Here is an 18,274-nt window from a genome sequence, read left to right as displayed (position 1 = left end):
AAGTCGGAAACGCCGCCTTAGCGGTTCATATTATGGTAAACTGCTGTTTCTCATTTTTTAAATCAGTCGTCCAGCTCGTCCTCGCCTACAATCTCGTCGTACTCTTCGGTGTCGAGAAGTTCATCGAACGCATCAGCAACGATCTCGTACTCCTCGTCGCTCTCGATGTTCTGGATATCCGGAGTTCCATTGATCTCTGTGTAGCGGTATAAGTATACCTCGCCATCCTCAGCCTCATTTCCGTCTAACGGAAGAAGCGCGATATATTCCTTATCAGCCGCCTCAAAGATCGTGAGGACCACGCACTCTAACTCGGTTCCGTCATCCAGTGTCAGAGTCACGGTCATCTCCTCATCGTTTACAGCATCCTGATTCATATTTTTGTCCTTTGCCATAAGCTCAAATTCCTCTCATTTCCGGCATCCTGCCGTTTCTTGCAGCGGTTCTTTTCTGTCCCGGCTGCCATTTTTTATAGGATACCAGTAAACTGCCATAAAATCAATAGAAAGAATTGCTACTTTTAAAAAGAAGCAATCAATACTCAACTCCCCGTCTCGCCATGATCCCGCGGTCAAACGGATGCTTTCTCTTACAGATCTCCGAGACATAATCCGCTGCCGCGATCAGCTTCTCCGACGGATCTCTCCCAGTGAGAACGATCTCCAGTCCGTCCGTCTGATCTCTTCCGGGGCGGTTTTCAAGAAATTCCAGGACGTCGTGTTCCGGGACCATTCCATAATTTACAGCCGCCATGATCTCGTCAAACACCACAAGATCCGCATGTTTCGCGAGTTTCACCGCTTCGCCAAACAGCTCTCTGTGGTATGCCGCACATTCCCTTTTCGTCTCTTCATCCATCGACCGTACAAAGCCAAATGTTTTCCGGCACGGGATCAGCGTAACCTCCGGGATTTTCTTTAAAATTTCCACTTCCCCGGAATTGTCCGTCTTTAAAAATCTCGCGATCACCACGCGTTTTCCGCATCCTGCCGCCCGGACGGCCAGTCCGATCGCCGCGCTCGTCTTTCCTTTTCCATCTCCGCAGTAAATATGAACAAGTCCCATGTTTCTCCTCGCTTTTTAAAACAGAGTGCAAAGTGCAGTAATTCCGTGAGGAATTTGTCAGCTTTCGCTGACCAGAATTGCTCACCAGGTCCCACGTACATTCGACTTGATCACAGTCCTGCTTCCTCCACAAACCGGGAAACATCCGTCTTCCTGTGATACCGCTCCTTCACCGCCGCTACATGAAGCCGGTCCTTCGCACGTGTCAGGGCGACATAGAACAGCCGTCTCTCCTCCTCGATATCCGCCGGCAGACCCGCTTTATGGTGTGGAACGATCCCCTCATTCGCATCAACCACAAAGACGACCGGATATTCCAGTCCCTTTGCACTGTGCATCGTTGACAGAGTCACGCGGTCTTTCGTCTCCTCGCGCTCTTCCTGATTCTGCTTCTTTAATTCTTCCTCATACCGGGCCGCATGTTCCTTCCACTCCACAAAGGTTGCAAATTCCGCCGCGCTCTCCGCGAGCTTATCTGCCGTCTCGAAAAGTTCCTCCGGCTTCATTCGCCTGAATTCTGCATAGGACCGCAGATAGTCATCGTATCCGATCGCCTTCCGGATATAGTTGACTGCCGCCACAGGCTTTAATGGCGCCATTGCGCGAAGATCCGCCTCCAGGTCACAGATCCGCTCCTCCATCCAGTCCCTATCCTGGTAAAAGGATTTCAGGCGGTCAAAGGATACAATCGGCGTATCAAAGGCATCCCTGCTGAAATAGCGGTTTGGCCGGTTCATGATCCTGTAAAAATCGGACCTTTTCCTGCTGCCCGCCACGATCTCCATGTAGGCGAAGAGATCCTTCGCGATCCAGTGGCTGTAAAGATTCGGGATCACATCCCGCAGCTTAAACGGAATATTATAGCCCATCAGCCGCTCCGCCATCAGGCCGGAATTTGCCCCTGTTCGGAACAGTACCGCGATCTCGCTCCACTGATACCCGGCGTCATGGTACGCGCGGATACTCTGTGCCACCGTGTCCATCTCATGTCCGGGATTATCGAAAACCCGGAAATCCACCGGACGCCCGGATCCCCGGAACGGCTCCAGCTTCTTCTCAAACCGGACCTTATTGTGCTCAATAAGGCGAAGAGAGGTCTCCACGATTTCCTTTGTAGACCTGTAATTCGTTCCCAGAAGCACCCGTTTTGTCCCCGGAAAATCCTTTTCAAAGCCGAGCATGATCTCCGGCTTCGCCCCGCGGAACCGGTAGATCGACTGGTCATCATCTCCGACGATAAAGAGATTGTTCTCCGGCAGTGCCAGCATCCGGACAACCTGATACTGAAGAAGGTTAATATCCTGGAACTCATCCACGAGAATATACTTAAACTTCTTCTGCCATGCTGCCAGGATGTCCTTCCGCTCCGTAAACAGCTCATGGCACATGACGAGCATATCATCGAAATCGATCTTTCCCGTCGTTTTCAGCATCTCATCGTACCCGTCATAAAGCTTTTTAAACCACTCTTCCGGACAGTTCTGGGAATAGTAGTATTTCAGATCCAGGCGCTCGCCTTTTACGTAGCTGATCTCATTGATGATGGATGAGATAAATTCCGCCTCATCCTCGACCTCCATCTCCGATTCATCGAGAAACTTCTTAAAATACTGGCGTTTTTCCTCCCCGCTGATCACATTTCCGGCAGGGAAACGGTACGCCCACTTTAAGATATGGTAAAAGACCGAGTGAAAGGTTCCAAAGCTCACACGGGAACCTGCCGCCTCCAGAGACGTCCCGCAGGCTTCGCGCCTCCGGGGACCAGGATCAGCAGTTCCAAAAAAGGGCTTTTCCGCCCCCGTCCGGCTCCCGCCTGTTCTCTGCGCACACTTTGCTCCCTGCTCCGCCTGTTTCCGCTTTTCGTCTTCTTCCCTCGCCAGTCTCAGAAACCGTTCCTTCATCTCCGTGGCCGCCGCTTTTGTGAACGTAATGACAAGAATGCCGGAGGGGTCAACGCCCGCCTCCAGCAGTCTCTTGATTCTGTGTGTAATTACTGTCGTTTTTCCGGACCCCGGACCTGCGAGGACCATCATCGGTCCATCCCGGTGTTCCAGGGCCGTCATCTGTGCCTGATTAAAATCCATTATTCTGCTGCTTCCAGAAGTTCGATTCCCTTCTTAATACGAGCCAGAGACTCCTCTTTTCCGATGATCTCCATGATCTCAGTAGCGCCTGCCGGAGTCATCTGCTTTCCGGACACTGCGGTACGGATCGGCCACATTACGAAGCCTGTCTTTACGCCCTTATCGGCAACGTATTTGGAAAGAGCCTCAAAGAGAGCGTCATTGCTGAAGTCATCCTGCGCCTCAAGGATCGGAAGAACTTCCTTCAATGTCTCTAAGGAGTTCTCTTTTGTTGTCTTCATCTTCTTATGAACATACATATCTGCGCTGTATTCCGGCATTTCCTCGAAGAAATCGATCTGATCCGCGATATCGAGCAGAGTCTCAATTCTTGTCTTTACCATTCCGGCGATCTTCTTTAAATTCAGCGGTTTCTTGATCACGGCCTCAAGGTACGGTTTTGCGATCTCGAAGAACTTGTCATCATCCATCTTCTTGATGTACTCGCCGTTCATCCAGCGGAGCTTTGTCATATCAAAGACAGCCGGAGACTTGCTCATGTTGTGGTAATCGAACTCTTTTACAAGCTCCTCAAGTGTAAAGAACTCCTGGTTGTTTGCCGGAGACCATCCTAAAAGGGCAACGAAGTTTACGATCGCCTCTGTTAAGAATCCCTGCTCAAGAAGATCCTCGAAGGAGGAATGTCCGCTTCTCTTACTTAATTTCTTGTGCTCCTCGTTTGTGATGGTCGGGCAGTGTACATAGATCGGAACCTGCCAGCCAAATGCCTCGTAGAGACGGTTGTATTTCGGAGAGGAGGAAAGGTACTCATTTCCGCGGACAACGTGTGTGATCTTCATCAGATGGTCGTCCACAACGTTTGCGAAGTTGTAGGTCGGGTATCCATCGGATTTGATGAGGACCATGTCGTCGAGTTCTGCGTTGTCTACTGTGATATCTCCGTAGATCTCGTCATGGAATGTGGTGGTTCCCTCTTTCGGGTTGTTCTGGCGGATGACGAACGGCATTCCCGCCTTTAAGTTTGCCTCTACCTCTTCTTTGGAGAGATGCAGGCAATGCTTATCGTAAACCATGATCTCCTCACCGTTTACGGTCTTCTTTAATGTATTTAAGCGCTCCTGGGTACAGAAGCAGTAGTAAGCCTCACCTTTTTCCACAAGTTTTTTCGCATATTCCATGTAGATCCCGGCTTTCTGACGTTCACTCTGAACGTACGGACCGTAGCCGCCGTCCTTATCCGGACCTTCGTCATGGACCAGGCCTGTCTCTGCCAGTGTGCGGTAGATAATGTCCTCGGCGCCCTCAACGTGGCGCTCCTGGTCTGTATCCTCGATACGGAGAATGAAATCTCCACCCTCGTGCTTCGCGATCAGGTATGTGTAAAGAGCTGTTCTTAAATTACCTACATGCATCCGGCCGGTCGGGCTCGGCGCAAATCTTGTTCTTACTTTTTCCATAATCCATACTCCTGTTAATATATATTTATCCGCGGATAAGTCCGCAGACAGACATTCTTATCATTTCCATCCTCTACACCGTCATATCCAGCAGATGGCACGCCAGATTAAAGTACACCATCAGGCTCACCGCATCCACGATTGTCGTGATCATCGGCGACGCCATGATCGCCGGGTCAAGTTTTAATACTTTCGCCCCGATCGGCAGCGTGCATCCGATCGTCTTCGCGACGATAACGGTACAGAAAAGACTCATCACAACCGTCAGACAGATCATCGTATTTCCCGGATACTGGATCATCAGGCGGATAAAATTGACCACCGCCAGCACAAATCCAACGATCAGACCGACCCGTACTTCCTTCCACACGACTTTTAGGATATCCTTCGGCTCGATATCACCGACAGCCATACCACGGATGATCATCGTGCTGCTCTGGCTTCCGGAGTTTCCGCCGGTATCCATTAACATCGGGATAAAGCTCACGAGAAGCGGGATCGCCGCAAAGGCATTCTCGTATTTTACAAGGATCCCACCTGTGATCGTACTGGAAAGCATTAAGATCAGAAGCCACGGGATCCTGTTCTTCGCCAGTGTGAATACACCCGTCTTTAAATACGGCTTTTCACTCGGCAGCATGGCTGCCATCTTTTCGAAGTCCTCGGTCGCCTCTTCCTCCATGACTTCCATGACATCGTCGACCGTGATGATCCCGACCAGACGGTCCTCACTGTCCACGACCGGCATGGAGAGAAGTCCGTACTTGTTCATCGTATCGGCCACAAGCTCCTGGTCATCGGTCGTCTTCGCTTTGATGACGTGCGTGTCCATGATATCGCCGACCTGGCGCTCATACGGCTGAAGGAGAAGGTCCTTTACCGTGATCACACCGTCCAACATCCTTTTTTCGTCCATCACATAGCAGGTGTAGATTGTCTCGGAATCTACTGCGTGATGGCGGATGTAGGCGAAACACTGCTCCACCGTCATGTTCTTTTTCAGTCCGATATACTCGGCTGTCATGATACTTCCGGCACTGTTCTCCGGATAGTTTAAGAACTGGTTGATGAGCTTTCTCGTCTCCGGCTTCGTGTTCTGTAAAACACGGCGGACCACCGTCGCCGGGAGTTCTTCCACCAGGTCAACGGCATCATCCACATAGAGCTCATCCACGATCTCGGAAAGCTCCTTATCTGTGATGCTGTTGATGATGTGGCTCTGCTTGTCCACCGGAAGCTCGGCAAATACCTCGGTCGCCAGCGCCTTCGGCAGCATCCGGAACACGATCACGGTGCGCTCAGAGTCCAGTTCTTCGATGAACGATGCGATATCCACCTCGTTCAGTTCCACAAGCTCTTCCTTCAGCAGGCGGTATTTTTTCTCCTCTGCCAGCTCCAGAAGATGCTCCATGTCAAATGTTTCATTTCCATCATTCGGCATTTTCTTTTCCCCCACAATCTGTTATTTCTGCCCGGAATTTCCGGCAAAGATTCATGCGATCATGGAGACAAAGCCATTGCATCCGGTAAATCCAAAGACACCGGTTACAACTGAACAGATTGATTTCGGCAACACACATAACAGCAGCCCCCGGTCATGCGTATTGCCACCGGTTCAGGGTGTGCGTCTGCCTCCATCGTATGACTTCGACCTTCCATTATGTGTTCACTTCCTTTCTCTGTCCTTTCCATTATAAGAAAATTTTACCCAATTGGCAACCTGTTACGCAATTTTTCGCACAAAAAAGGGTAAAAAAAGTCCCAGGAAACACCTGGTTCCCTGGGATTCTGAAACTTGTTTTTGCAGATTAAGCTCTGGAAAGGTACTCACCAGTACGTGTATCGATCTTAACGCGATCACCCTGGTTTACGAATAACGGAACGTTGATCTGAGCGCCTGTCTCAAGAGTAGCCGGCTTTGTTGCGCCTGTAGCTGTATCGCCCTTGAAGCCCGGCTCTGTATCTGTTACTTCAAGCTCTACGAATAACGGAGCCTCAACAGAGAATACCTTGCCGTTGTAGGAGCAGACTTTAACAGTCTCGTTCTCTTTTACGAACTTTAATGCATCGCCAACAACATCTGTGGATAATGCGATCTGCTCGTATGTGTTTACATCCATGAAGTTGTAAAGATCACCATCTGCATACAGATACTGCATGTCCACACGGTCGATTCTTGCTGCCGGGAATTTCTCGGTCGGACGGAAAGTTCTCTCAACAACACCGCCGTTGATCACGTTTTTTAATTTTGTTCTAACGAAAGCAGCGCCTTTACCCGGTTTTACATGCTGGAACTCTAAGATCTGTACGACCTGTCCATCGATTTCGAGTGTAACGCCATTTCTGAAATCACCTGCTGATACCATAAATGATAATCCTCCTTAAAACTGTTTCCAATTATTTTATTTCACATTTCACGCTAATAGCTGATTCTATCCTATTCTATACTATTCTACTGCGGTTTTCAACTATTTTTTGCAAAAATCCCCGGCTGTCTGCCCCATTTTTTTCAATCGTTTCCTGTAAAACGCGAGAACTACCGCCTCGAGATAGCGTTTCAGGACGATCTGGATCTCCTCTTTGGGATTGATCGGCTTTACGAGGATCGAGTAGAGGCCTGTCCGGTTTGCGCCCCAGACATCCGTAAAAAGCTGATCCCCGACGAACAATGTCGTGTCGCGGTCTGTTTTCATCCGTTCCATGGCCCGCTCATATCCTTTTCTCGACGGTTTTCCGCCCTTAAAAATATAGGGACTCCCCACCTTGTCAGCGAACGGAGATACCCGCGGCTCTTTATTATTGGAAAGGATGCAGGTCGAAAACCCGATCGCACGGAGCCGCTCAAACAATTCGATCGCCCGCGCATCTGCCGGTGCACCGTGGGGAACCAGCGTGTTGTCCACATCAAAGATGATCCCGCGATATCCTCTCTCATAAAGTTTTTCGTATGGGATCTCATATGCACTGTCCACATAGTTTCCCGGATAAAATGTCTCAAACATACTGCTGCCCTGCGTTCGGCTTGAATTTTTCAGCCCTTTGCAGTTTTCTCCCCATCTCTTATTTATTGTTCAGGAACTTCGCGAGCTCCTCCATAAATGCGTTCACATCCTTAAACTCCCGGTAGACGGACGCGAAACGGACATAGGCAACCTCGTCCACCATCTTTAACTTTTTCATGACAAGCTCACCGATCGTCACGGACGGGATCTCCCGCTCCTCCATACTGAAGATCTGTTTTTCGATCTCATCGATCATCTTCGTGATCTGTTCCGAAGAGACCGGGCGCTTATGGCAGGAAAGAAGGATCCCATTCTCGATCTTCTCCCGGTTGTACGGTTCTCGGGAGTCATCTTTCTTGATGATCATAAGCGGCATTGTCTCTAATTTTTCATACGTCGTAAAACGTTTCCCGCACTCTTCGCACTGACGGCGGCGTCTGATCGAACTGTTGTCATCCGCCGGGCGCGAATCGATGACTTTTGTATCCTGTGCACCACAAAATGGACATTTCATGGGATTTCCTCCTTTGTGCGGCTGTCTGTTATATTCCGGTCACAGCCGCATTTTTATACCATATCTTATCATATAACAATCCTGTTCCGCAAGCCTGTACACTCATTATTTTTCAGGCACCCGGATAAACATGTTACAGTACACGGACACTCCATGCCCGCACACTGTAACAGGATTTTGCCGATGCTCCGCATTCCGAATCGGAAAAATCCGCGACTCCAACGGTATCATACGGAATTTCCGGTTCAGAAAATTCCCAACTAGGAAAAAAAGCGGATAAACTTCTCGCGCATCTTCTGCTGTGCCTCCAGTTTTTTGATCTTCTCCGTGCTCTTCGCAGGCACCCAGGCCTTGTTGGCATTGTAATAAAAATTGATCTGCTTCCAGTATTTCTCCGGATACCGGAACAGATAGTAAAGCACCTGCCGTTCCAGCTCCGTGATCGGCAGCACGCGCTCATACGTCTCCATGATCTGTCTCCCCAGGCGCTCATTCCAGTCATGTTTTTCCATGATCTTCCTGAGAAAATAGTACAGGTCTTCCATCTGCACACCCAGGTGCATCTGGTTGAATTCCGTCACTGCCGTATATCCGTTTCCGATCAGAATATGGTGGTAGTCCGGCTCCCCGTGGCAGACCGCATATCCGTTCATGATCTCCTCACCATGTTTTTCATACAGCCGTTCCATTCCCTGCTCCGCTTCCTCTGCCTGCACCGCGAAACACTCAAAATTCCTGATCACGCAGAGCTCAAACTCATTTTTCTTCCGCTTTCCCCGGATAAACGTTCTCGCCCTCCTGAGCTCCCGGTTATGGCGGCGCATCGCTTCAAAAAGCGGCGGCGAGACCATGGATCTCATATTCCATTCAGCCTGCCTCTTTACTTCGCGAAACTGCCGGTGCAGGAGCGCCAGCGCCCGGGCCGCCGAGAGGAGCTCCTTCTCATCTTTCAGATCACATTCCCGGTCCGCATACCATTGTTTCACAATATACCGACTTCCATCCTCCGCCGAAGATAAAAGTTCTCCCTCGGAGTTTCTCACATACTGATCTGCCTTTACCGTCTCCATCCCGTCCAGAGACTGCAAAACCGCCTCCTCGAACTCCAGACGGTTCACGCTTCCCCGATATTCCTTTAAAAGCCGCAGCCCCTGATCCGTCTCCAGGATCCAGGACCCACGTCCCCGCCGCAGTGTATTCACCTGAAATCCATACGTTTTCTCTGCCTCTTCTTTCCAGTCGATCACGATTTGATCCCCCCATATCCCGTTCTGACCTTTTCCAGCTTTCTGCACAAGATATGAGAAAACCATGGTGATTATTCCCACAAGCATACATCCGCAACAGCAAAAGACACCTGTCGGATTCCCGGCAGATGTCCTTCATACAATGTTCTTCTGGTATTATTTGAATTGGCTAATTTTTTCTAATAATATATCTTTTTTATTCAGTTCTGGATGTTCGATCACAATGTTCAAAAGATACAGGAGTCCGTCTCCGATCTCTTTTCCATGTTCCAGTCCCATCGCAAGAAGATCACCGCCATTGACCGCAAGCTGTTTCAGACTTACGCAGTCCCCAGCTTCCCTGATCTCCTCAAAAAGATGCAGGATCTCCGGGACATTCTGGTCTCCGTCCATTTTCTTTAACTGCATGGCACCGAGGAACTGGTACTCCGTAACCTTACTCAGGGCTCTTCTGATCTCGATCTTATCCGCACCAGGAGGTGTCTGAAAAACATTCAGCATGTTTTTCACGTTCCCGATCGTATCATTATCAAGTTTCAGGCCTCGTAAGATCTTCACCGCTTCTTCCGGCTTCATATGGCGCAGAAATCCGGCCCACCGGTGGGACTTATCCGCCGTGAGGGAGGAAACACCCTTCCAGCATGTTTTAAGGATCTCCCGGTCATTCCGTTTTTCCTGCATCATGCTTCCGCTTTCTGGCTCATTCTCCCGGAGTTCCCGCTCAAAGACCTCCGGAAATCCCGGGGCCACATACGATGCGATCCCGGTCTCCTCCACCATCCAGATCTTCTCAGGATGATCCGAGAGCAGGAGTTTCGTGAGCTCCACCTGGATTCTCTCCTTGCTGACATGGACCAGGTTCGGCGCGATCTCGGCGATCGCCCGGTATGTCTCATCCTCGATCACAAAATCAAGCTGGGCGGCAAACCGGACAGCCCTTAGGATCCTCAGCGCGTCCTCCGTAAAGCGGTCCCTCGCACAGCCGACGCACCGGATCACCCGGCGTTTCAGATCCTCCATGCCCTCAAATTCATCCACGATCCCCGTCTCATGGCTGTATGCCATGGCGTTGATCGTAAAATCCCGGCGTTTCAGATCTTCCCTCAGATCCGGCGTAAATTCCACGGTCTCCGGATGTCTCCCATCCAGATATTCCCCATCGATCCGGTATGTCGTCACCTCATAGCCTTTTCCATGCTTGATGATCGTCACCGTGCCGTGCTTCAATCCCGTATCGACTGTCTTTCCGAAGATCTCCTTCACCTGCTCCGGCTTTGCAGAGGTTGTGATATCCCAGTCCCCCGGGATCCTTCCGAGAACGGCGTCCCGGACACAGCCGCCGACGATAAACGCCTCATATCCGTGGCTTCGTATATTGTCAATGATCCATTCCGCCTCATAAGGCATCTCAATTCTCACTGGTCCGGTACCTCCTTTTTCTTTATCGGAAATTTCATTTCGAAACTCCACAAGGTTCTGTCTGTACTGCCTGCCCTGCCGAACCGTTGCTCAAAAGACCGACCCGGATTTTCTTCTTACTTTGCAAGCTTCCCTAGGATCGGGATCAGCCGTTTTGCAAGCACAGCCGCCAGAATACATAAAATAAAATCCTCACCGACCGTCAGGAGGAAACAGTTGATAAACACAAGCTTCCAGCCGACACTCACGCCGAGGACAAAATTGCTGCACACATAAAAATAGATCATTCCGCAGGCATAATCCGCGAGAAGTCCCCAGAACGCGGAAAACAACAGCCAGAAGAATGATGTGCTCTTTCTGATCTCATATACACGTCCGGTCACAAAAGCAGCCGCCGCAAAGCCGATCAGGAATCCGAACGTCGGTTTTAACAGATACGCCGGTCCACCGCCCGTCGCAAAGATCGGAAGTCCGCAGAGTCCGATCACAAGATATGTGATCACACTCGCAAACGCCCGCTTTGATCCCAGGAGCAGAGCCGCCAGCAGGACAAAGAAAAACTGCAGCGTAAAATGCATCGGCACCGGCTGGACAGGGATCGTGATCTTAAGAAAAGCCCCGACGGCGATGAGGGCTGTAAACAGCCCCCCGAGCGTCAGGTCTTTGATATCCCATCGTTTCATTAATATGCTTTGCCCCAGTAAACCATCTTGGTTGCCGGTTTGCCGCAGCATACGCAGGTATCAGCAAGCTTTTCCTGCTTGAACGGCATACATCTGGATGTAACGCCTACCTGCTCTTTTAACTTGTCCTCGCACTCCTGGCAGCCGCACCACATTGCACGGATGAAGCCCGGCTTGTTGTCTGCGATGTCCTTCATCTCTTCCATGTTGTGGGCATCGTAAGTGTGCGCGTCACGATGTGCTTTCGCACGCTCGTACATATCGTGCTGGATCGTCTTTAAGAGCTCGTCAACCTTCTCTGCGATCTCGCTTAATGCAACTGTGATCTTCTCGTGAGTATCACGGCGGACAAGAACTGCCTGTCCTGCCTCGATATCCTTCGGTCCGAGTTCTACACGAACCGGGATTCCTCTCATCTCGGACTCAGAGAACTTCCAGCCCGGGCTCTTGTCGGAATCATCAACTTTTACGCGGAAGTTGGAGAGAACCTCTTCCACTTCTCTTGCCTTCTCGAGAACGCCCTCCTGCTGCTGGCGGATCGGAACGATCACAACCTGTGTCGGAGCTACGTTCGGCGGAAGTACAAGACCTTCGTTGTCACCATGTACCATGATGATCGCACCAATCATACGGGTTGTCATACCCCAGGATGTCTGGTGAACATATTTTAACTGGTTATCTTTATCAGAATACTGGATTCCGAATGCCTTCGCAAAACCATCCCCGAAGTTGTGGCTGGTTCCGGACTGAAGTGCCTTACCGTCATGCATTAAGGACTCGATCGTGTAGGTTGCCTCTGCACCTGCGAACTTCTCCTTGTCTGTCTTCTGTCCGCGGACAACCGGGATCGCAAGGAAATCCTCACAGAAGTCAGCATAGAGATTTAACATCTGGATCGTTCTCTCCTGAGCTTCCTCAGCAGTCGCATGAGCTGTGTGGCCCTCCTGCCATAAGAACTCTCTGGAACGAAGGAACGGTCTTGTCGTCTTCTCCCATCTCACAACGGAACACCACTGGTTGTAAACCTTCGGAAGATCACGGTAGGAGTGGATGTCTTTCTGGTAGAAATCACAGAACAGAGTCTCGGATGTCGGGCGGACACAGAGACGCTCCTGAAGCGGCTCAAGACCTCCCTGAGTCACCCATGCTACCTCCGGTGCGAAACCTTCGACATGGTCTTTCTCTTTATCAAGTAAACTCTCCGGAATGAATAACGGCATGTAAACATTCTTTACGCCTGCTTTTTTAAAGCGCTTGTCAAGCTCATGCTGGATATTCTCCCAGATCGCATATCCGTCCGGTTTGATGACCATGCAGCCCTTTACGCTCGCATAATCACATAATTCTGCCTTTTTTACAACGTCTGTGTACCACTGCGCGAAATCGTCTTCCATGGAAGTGATGGATTCCACAAGTTTCTTGTCTCTTGCCATTGTTTTCTCCTTTATATAAAAATTCATTGTCTGCATGTCTCTCTGTTTCAGATGCGGAGAATTTCCTGTTAAAAAGGAATGTGTCCTAGCACATTCAGGCGTCTCGCGCGGTCGCTTGCAACAGCCTTCATCTTCGCGCGAGTGCGCATCATTGGCACGTAGTGCCTTTTTGTTCAACAGGGAAGTTCCATCGAACTTTCCTGTTGAATAAAAAAGGCTGCCGCTCCCCACACAAGGGACCGACAGCCGGCGTTACCACCCAAATTAGCTTCCGCCTGCCGCGGAAACTCTCCTCTGATATCCGTTAACGCCGGATCTACGCTGTACTTAACGATGCAGTCGTTCCGCAGCAATCCCGATCTCCGTGATCTTAGCTGTCCATAACGACATTTTCCATCTCTCGCACAAAGCTCCGAGGCCGGTTCAACGACGCGCACATAAAAGCTCTCACCCTCCGCTTTCTCTCTGGAATGCCGCCCTTCATCTACTTTCCCTCTTCAATGCCTGTCTGATATGCATATATGATGGATTTTAATGGATTTTCTCCCGTTTGTCAAGACTCCGCCGCGGATTTTAGCGCTTCAGCAAAACTCTAAAAGATCAGCTTGATCAGAAGCCATACTGCCGCGATACATAACAGCACCAGCGCAAACGCCGTAGAAAGTCCGAACACAACAGCTCCAATCGCGATCGATACGATAAATCCAAACAGACTGAGGACCGCGCCAAGAAGCTTTCCGCAGACTCCGAGGACAAGACCGACACATTTAAAGATCAACACAAGGAATACAATTGCAAATAAAATTGGCATTTTTACCTCCCGTCAGACCGCTCTGCCCGGAAAGTGCCCTCCGGGACCAAAGATTCCCGAATGCAAACCTGACAAAAAGCGGTATTTTTCTTCGGCTTATTATATTCCCGTTTCCTTAATTTGTAAATGAAAATCAAATCTCCAAATACCTGATTCTCTCCCCCGCATCTCTCTGATAAACCCGATGCGAGATCGAGATCACCGTCCGCCCCTCAGACGCACTCTTCAGCGCCCGGAGCACCATCTCCTCCGTATCTGCATCCAGATTCGCCGTGATCTCATCGAGAAGCAAGATCCTCGGCTCTCCCGCAACCGCCCTTGCGATAGACAAAAGCTGCCACTGTCCCTGAGAGAAGATTTCCGGTTTACATAACGTGTCATATCCCTGGTCCAGTCCCATGATCGTCTCGTGAAGTCCCACAAGCTCTGCAGCTGCCTGAACCTCCTCATCCCCGATCGCCGCATCAAACAGCGTGATCTGGTCGCGCACCGTCCCCGGGACCATGTGGAACGACTGCTCCACATAACCAAACTTCGTCCGCTTCTCCCTGTCCGGGATCCGGTATGCCTCCTCGCCCTCGATCAGCGCCTCACCGGAATTCGGCCGGTAAAGTCCCAGAAGGAGTTTAAAGATCGTACTCTTTCCGGTGCCGGTGCGCCCCGTCAGCGTCACCTGCTCGCCCGGGTAGATCGCGAAACTTAAATTTTTCAAAACAACATGGTCATCGTAGCCGAACGTGACATTCTTAAATTCTACACAGGGTTCTTCTTTCGATCCCCCGTGATCCATGCACGGTTTTCCTTCTGTGTTCTTCTTTTCCTTCCGCTCATCTCCGGTATCAGTCTCTCTGTCCTTTTCTTTTCCCGGCTCCGATTTCCCGGAATTTTCCGGCATGGTCTCCTTCATGCTCTCCCTCTCCGGTTTCGCCAGGAACTCATTGATCCTGTATACACCGGCAACCGCCGACTGGATCGTCTGGATCTCCATTCCGAGATTCTCGATCGGGGAGAATACCTGGGAAATATAATTGATGACTGCAACCGACGTTCCTACGGACATGCCGAACAAAGCCAGGACCTTCGCATTTCCGGACGCGGCGAGCAGCATCACGGCTGCAACGGCGACCGCGTTGAGGAACAGGATCACCGGTGAGTAGACTGCATCGTAGAAGTTTGTCTTCTCGATCGCGGAATAACTCTCCCCGATATAGTCATCATACCGTTTCTCCATGTACGTCTCTTTTCCAAGCGTATGGATCGTCCGGATACAGCGGATCGTCTCCGGAACATGGTTTGTGACACGGCTCACCGCCACACGGTTTGCAAGCTGCGCCGTGAGCATCCGCTTCTGTACGATCCTCGTGAACACAAAGATCACCGGGATCAGAACGATCAAGAGCAGTGCGAGTCCGCGGTTCTGGAACCAGATCACCGCAAAAATGCTGACGACTCTGCATGCATCCGCGAACATGCTGATGATCCCGGAGGTAAACAGCGCTTCCACGGTGTCAACATCGCCGACAAACCTGGAAACCACAGCTCCTGGTTCTTCCTTATTTAATGTGTCTGCACTCAGTCGGACAAACTTATCGGAGAGCTCGCTCCTGAACGAATACGTCATCTTCTGACCAAAGACAGTGAGGAAGCTCTCTCTCAGGGACTCCAACGCCCCGGTCAGGAAGATCAGCAGAAAATACTCCGCAGCCATGGAAAATCCCGAAAAATTCCCGCCGGCGATCCGGTCAATGATTTTTCCGAGAACAAGAGGTGGAAGCAGAGAAACGACAACCGCTCCCGTCACCGTCAGAACGATCCCGATGGAAAGCCATTTTTCCCGCATGACCGTTTTTCCGATGATCGATGCCGCACTGATATTCTTCTTTCCACTCATTGCTTTTTCCTCCTTTCCCCACTATTTTCATTCCCATCAGACTCTTTCTCCGCAGCCTGCGCGTGATACAACTCGGCATACTGTTTATTTTCTGCCATCAGCTTCTCATGCGTGCTGCATGTTCCCGTCCCGTGTTCCATCCAGATCACCTGGTCGAACTCCGGGAACAGATACAGTCTGTGGGAGATCAGGAATACGATCCGGTCCTTCGAGAGCTCCTTCAGATGTTCAAACACCTGTTTCTCCGTGCTCCTGTCCAGAGCCGAGAACGGATCATCCAGGATCATCACCGGCTTTCCGTGGCACAGCGTTCTCGCCAGGGCAAGGCGAGCCGCCTGACCGCCGGAGAGACGGACGCCGCTGTTTCCGACAACCGTATCTTCCCGGTCCTCCATCTCCCGGACCTCCTCATCAAAGCATACAGCCCGCAGCCATGTCCAGACATCACTGTCATCTCCCAAAAGAACATTATTTCTGATGCTGTCGCCCAAAAGTTCCGGATCATGTCCGAGATATCCGATGAGTCTGCTCAGCTCCTGTTCCGTACAGGAGGAGAGTTCTCTGCCGCCATATGTCAGATGGCCTTCATACGGATATTCGCAGAGAAATATCTTTCCGAGCGTTGATTTTCCGCACGCCACCGGACCGGTAATGCCGATGATCTGTCCAGGTTTCGCGGTGAAGGAAAGATCCTCAAAGATCGGCGCACTGCCCGGATAGCTGAATGTCAGATGATCTGCGGAAATGACACCGTGTTCCGTATGACTTTCGCCTGTTTTTGCACTGAATTTTTCAGTCTGCTCCGCGATCTCATCCTCCTCCGCAGCCTGAGCAGCCCGCTCCATATACGGATGGATCCGCTTCCAGGACACCTGTGCCTTGTGGACCGCGTTGAAGAGTTTCGCCGCCTTCGAGGACTTGTCGGAGAGCTTCGTATAGCACGCGAGGAAGGTCGTAAATGCTGCGACATCCCAGCTCGTCCAGCCGCTTCCAAGGATGTTCTTAGAGCCAAAATACAGGATCATCACAGTCCCCGCCATCGCGATCACCTTGTAGACCGGCGGCAGAGCCGCGTTCCAGATATTGGCCCTGACTGCCGCACGCTCATACTCTTTCAGATGGACCTCATAATCTTCTCCCCGCTCCTTCTCACATCCGAACACCCGGTATGTGATCGCGTTTGTGATCCGGTCCAGAGTTGCCGCATTGAGCTTTCCGGTCTGTTCCTTGTAAGCCGCTCCCGTTCTCTGGACGATCCGTTTCATCTTCTCCGCAATAATATAGGAAAACGGCGGAAAGATCAGTGAACAGAGTGCAAGTCTCCAGTCGTAGTAAAACAGCATTCCCATATAGCCGAGAAGCGCCACGCCCGTGTCAAAGATCTCCGTCGTGAACTTTCTCATGCCTTCCACGCAGTCGTCCACATCGGAGATCGCCTTCGTGATGACATTTCCCGCGCCCTCTTTCTCCAGCTCCACACGCGATTTATGTACCAGCGTCCGGTAGAGGATCCTCTTCATCCTCCTGTTCACATTGTTGGCAAACCGGCGCACATAAAACCGCTTGATGTATCTGGCCAGCTGCACCAGCCCGATCACGATCACGTAAGCAGACGCCAGCCGGAGCATTGCCGGGAACCGCTCCGCCCCGCTCAGGATCCTCATCAGGCAGCCCGCCATTTTTCCCTCAAACCATGGTCCCGCCATGAGCCCCAGATTGTAGATCAGTCCAGACACCATGATCAGTGCCAGGACCTTCCATTCCGCCCGGAAATAATCCAGGATCCGGTCCGGATGAAGTTTCTTTTTATTCATGATGATCGTTTCCTCTTTTGTCATGCTTCACTGCTTGTTCCTTCTGATGGTCTGTATACCGGCCGCAGTGTTCGTGACAACAATCTTCTCTTTCAGAATTCGCTTTTAAAGTTTTCCATTCTGAGAGATCAGAAATCTCCGGATTCTGTTTCTTTTCCCTCTTTCTGCCGCTCTGCGACGAGCTTAGAGACCGTTTCAAACCCTGCACGCCTCTCATTTTTTGAACGCAAGTACAGCTTATCGAGTGTCTCGCAGAATCTGTTCCTCTCGTCCTCCGGAAGTTCGGCTAAAAGCCATTCATAAAAGATCGTCTCGATCTCCGCCTTTGAATTTTTCAGCTCCTCCGCCTTCTTCGTCGCAAAGAGCAGCTGGCTCCGGCCGTCCGCCGGATTCGGCTTCCGTTCCAGATACCCTTTCGCCTCGAGACTCGCCGCCCGTCTTGCCGCGGCGCCCTTATCGATCTTTAACTTTTCTCGGACCTCCGTCTGGGTGATCCCCGGATTGTGGCGGACAAGATGGATAAAATCAAATTCCGCCGTTCCGATCCCCTCTTCTTTCATCGTCTGCACCGTAAATTTTCCGACCTCACGGGCGATCTTCGTCATCTTTCTCTCCGTCTGATCCATATATGATCTCCTTCCTGGCAGAATTCTTTCCGTCAAACCTTTCCGCCTGTTCAAAACGCGCTCTATGCGCTTCTCCCGCTATTGCAGCCATCTCCGGTCCCGCCCGCAGATGTATACTTTTTAGTTGTACTATCAACCAATTTGGATGATAGTGCAACTATCTAATTTTGTCAACTGCAATTTGTTTCTTTTCCTTCGAAAATAACGTCTTTCCTTTATTTTCTTAGA

The 18,274-nt window shown here is 50.8% G+C and carries 16 protein-coding genes and 1 other annotated feature; all 16 genes read right to left on the bottom strand.

Annotated elements, in window-relative coordinates:
* Positions 1-62: 62 nt before the first annotated feature.
* Positions 63-395 (bottom strand): DUF1292 domain-containing protein, encoded by a 333-nt coding sequence (locus FN001_RS04315; protein ID WP_142410938.1) that lies wholly within the window; start codon positions 393-395, stop codon positions 63-65.
* A gap of 139 nt (positions 396-534) precedes the next feature.
* A complete protein-coding gene (locus FN001_RS04310) occupies positions 535-1,065 on the bottom strand; it encodes a cob(I)yrinic acid a,c-diamide adenosyltransferase (RefSeq protein WP_142410937.1) in 531 nt (176 codons plus the stop codon).
* 110 nt (positions 1,066-1,175) lie between these two features.
* Positions 1,176-3,149: an ATP-dependent helicase gene (locus FN001_RS04305; RefSeq protein WP_118513878.1), complete on the bottom strand. Its 1,974-nt coding sequence runs from the start codon at positions 3,147-3,149 to the stop codon at positions 1,176-1,178.
* Positions 3,149-4,606 carry a glutamate--tRNA ligase gene (gltX, locus tag FN001_RS04300; protein WP_118513876.1) on the bottom strand — a complete coding sequence of 486 codons (1,458 nt, stop codon included), beginning with the start codon at positions 4,604-4,606 and terminating at the stop codon, positions 3,149-3,151. The genes FN001_RS04305 and gltX overlap by 1 nt, the downstream gene beginning before the upstream one ends.
* Positions 4,607-4,679: 73 nt before the next feature.
* Positions 4,680-6,017, bottom strand: coding sequence for a magnesium transporter (mgtE, locus tag FN001_RS04295; RefSeq protein ID WP_405580503.1), 1,338 nt, complete (start codon positions 6,015-6,017; stop codon positions 4,680-4,682).
* Between the two features lie 397 nt (positions 6,018-6,414).
* Positions 6,415-6,972: an elongation factor P gene (efp, locus tag FN001_RS04290; protein WP_118298797.1), complete on the bottom strand. Its 558-nt coding sequence runs from the start codon at positions 6,970-6,972 to the stop codon at positions 6,415-6,417.
* A gap of 102 nt (positions 6,973-7,074) precedes the next feature.
* The gene (locus FN001_RS04285; RefSeq protein ID WP_118298798.1) at positions 7,075-7,608 is read right to left on the bottom strand and encodes a YqeG family HAD IIIA-type phosphatase; all 534 of its coding nucleotides are present in this window, start codon (positions 7,606-7,608) and stop codon (positions 7,075-7,077) included.
* Between the two features lie 58 nt (positions 7,609-7,666).
* A complete protein-coding gene (nrdR, locus tag FN001_RS04280) occupies positions 7,667-8,122 on the bottom strand; it encodes a transcriptional regulator NrdR (RefSeq protein WP_118298799.1) in 456 nt (151 codons plus the stop codon).
* A 260-nt stretch (positions 8,123-8,382) separates the two neighbouring features.
* Positions 8,383-9,435, bottom strand: a complete 1,053-nt coding sequence (locus FN001_RS18355; protein WP_243121930.1) for a protein kinase family protein — start codon at positions 9,433-9,435, stop codon at positions 8,383-8,385.
* 90 nt (positions 9,436-9,525) lie between these two features.
* Positions 9,526-10,788, bottom strand: a complete 1,263-nt coding sequence (locus FN001_RS04265; protein WP_118298804.1) for a CCA tRNA nucleotidyltransferase — start codon at positions 10,786-10,788, stop codon at positions 9,526-9,528.
* Between the two features lie 116 nt (positions 10,789-10,904).
* Positions 10,905-11,471, bottom strand: a complete 567-nt coding sequence (locus tag FN001_RS04260; protein ID WP_118298805.1) for a biotin transporter BioY — start codon at positions 11,469-11,471, stop codon at positions 10,905-10,907.
* Positions 11,471-12,904: a proline--tRNA ligase gene (gene proS / locus FN001_RS04255; RefSeq protein WP_118321528.1), complete on the bottom strand. Its 1,434-nt coding sequence runs from the start codon at positions 12,902-12,904 to the stop codon at positions 11,471-11,473. Before proS ends, FN001_RS04260 begins: the two co-directional genes overlap by 1 nt.
* A 231-nt stretch (positions 12,905-13,135) precedes the next feature.
* Positions 13,136-13,414, bottom strand: a binding site (T-box leader).
* Between the two features lie 82 nt (positions 13,415-13,496).
* The gene (locus FN001_RS04250; protein ID WP_142410935.1) at positions 13,497-13,715 is read right to left on the bottom strand and encodes a hypothetical protein; all 219 of its coding nucleotides are present in this window, start codon (positions 13,713-13,715) and stop codon (positions 13,497-13,499) included.
* Positions 13,716-13,848: 133 nt separating this feature from the next.
* On the bottom strand, positions 13,849-15,606 hold the full coding sequence (locus FN001_RS04245) for an ABC transporter ATP-binding protein (RefSeq protein ID WP_142410934.1): 1,758 nt from the start codon (positions 15,604-15,606) through the stop codon (positions 13,849-13,851).
* Complete coding sequence (locus FN001_RS04240; RefSeq protein WP_142410933.1) at positions 15,603-17,420, bottom strand: ABC transporter ATP-binding protein; 1,818 nt, start codon at positions 17,418-17,420, stop codon at positions 15,603-15,605. The genes FN001_RS04245 and FN001_RS04240 overlap by 4 nt, the downstream gene beginning before the upstream one ends.
* Before the next feature lie 128 nt (positions 17,421-17,548).
* Positions 17,549-18,046: a MarR family winged helix-turn-helix transcriptional regulator gene (locus FN001_RS04235; protein WP_118607238.1), complete on the bottom strand. Its 498-nt coding sequence runs from the start codon at positions 18,044-18,046 to the stop codon at positions 17,549-17,551.
* Positions 18,047-18,274 lie beyond the last annotated feature (228 nt).

Source organism: Clostridium sp. Marseille-P7770 (genome assembly GCF_902143525.1).
In the GTDB taxonomy this organism is placed as follows: Bacteria; Bacillota; Clostridia; order Lachnospirales; family Lachnospiraceae; genus Pilosibacter.
This window is presented reverse-complemented; position numbering and strand designations above follow the sequence as displayed.

Excerpts from the sequence above, each read along its gene's own strand:
- FN001_RS04260 (WP_118298805.1), bottom strand. The coding sequence starts at position 11,471 with ATGAAACGATGGGATATCAAAGACCTGACGCTCGGGGGGCTGTTTACA.
- FN001_RS04250 (WP_142410935.1), bottom strand. The coding sequence starts at position 13,715 with ATGCCAATTTTATTTGCAATTGTATTCCTTGTGTTGATCTTTAAATGT.
- mgtE (WP_405580503.1), bottom strand. The coding sequence starts at position 6,017 with ATGGAGCATCTTCTGGAGCTGGCAGAGGAGAAAAAATACCGCCTGCTG.
- FN001_RS04245 (WP_142410934.1), bottom strand. The coding sequence starts at position 15,606 with ATGAGTGGAAAGAAGAATATCAGTGCGGCATCGATCATCGGAAAAACG.
- nrdR (WP_118298799.1), bottom strand. The coding sequence starts at position 8,122 with ATGAAATGTCCATTTTGTGGTGCACAGGATACAAAAGTCATCGATTCG.
- FN001_RS04235 (WP_118607238.1), bottom strand. The coding sequence starts at position 18,046 with ATGGATCAGACGGAGAGAAAGATGACGAAGATCGCCCGTGAGGTCGGA.
- FN001_RS04240 (WP_142410933.1), bottom strand. The coding sequence starts at position 17,420 with ATGAATAAAAAGAAACTTCATCCGGACCGGATCCTGGATTATTTCCGG.
- proS (WP_118321528.1), bottom strand. The coding sequence starts at position 12,904 with ATGGCAAGAGACAAGAAACTTGTGGAATCCATCACTTCCATGGAAGAC.
- gltX (WP_118513876.1), bottom strand. The coding sequence starts at position 4,606 with ATGGAAAAAGTAAGAACAAGATTTGCGCCGAGCCCGACCGGCCGGATG.
- FN001_RS04315 (WP_142410938.1), bottom strand. The coding sequence starts at position 395 with ATGGCAAAGGACAAAAATATGAATCAGGATGCTGTAAACGATGAGGAG.
- FN001_RS04310 (WP_142410937.1), bottom strand. The coding sequence starts at position 1,065 with ATGGGACTTGTTCATATTTACTGCGGAGATGGAAAAGGAAAGACGAGC.
- FN001_RS04305 (WP_118513878.1), bottom strand. The coding sequence starts at position 3,149 with ATGGATTTTAATCAGGCACAGATGACGGCCCTGGAACACCGGGATGGA.
- FN001_RS04285 (WP_118298798.1), bottom strand. The coding sequence starts at position 7,608 with ATGTTTGAGACATTTTATCCGGGAAACTATGTGGACAGTGCATATGAG.
- FN001_RS18355 (WP_243121930.1), bottom strand. The coding sequence starts at position 9,435 with ATGGTTTTCTCATATCTTGTGCAGAAAGCTGGAAAAGGTCAGAACGGG.
- efp (WP_118298797.1), bottom strand. The coding sequence starts at position 6,972 with ATGGTATCAGCAGGTGATTTCAGAAATGGCGTTACACTCGAAATCGAT.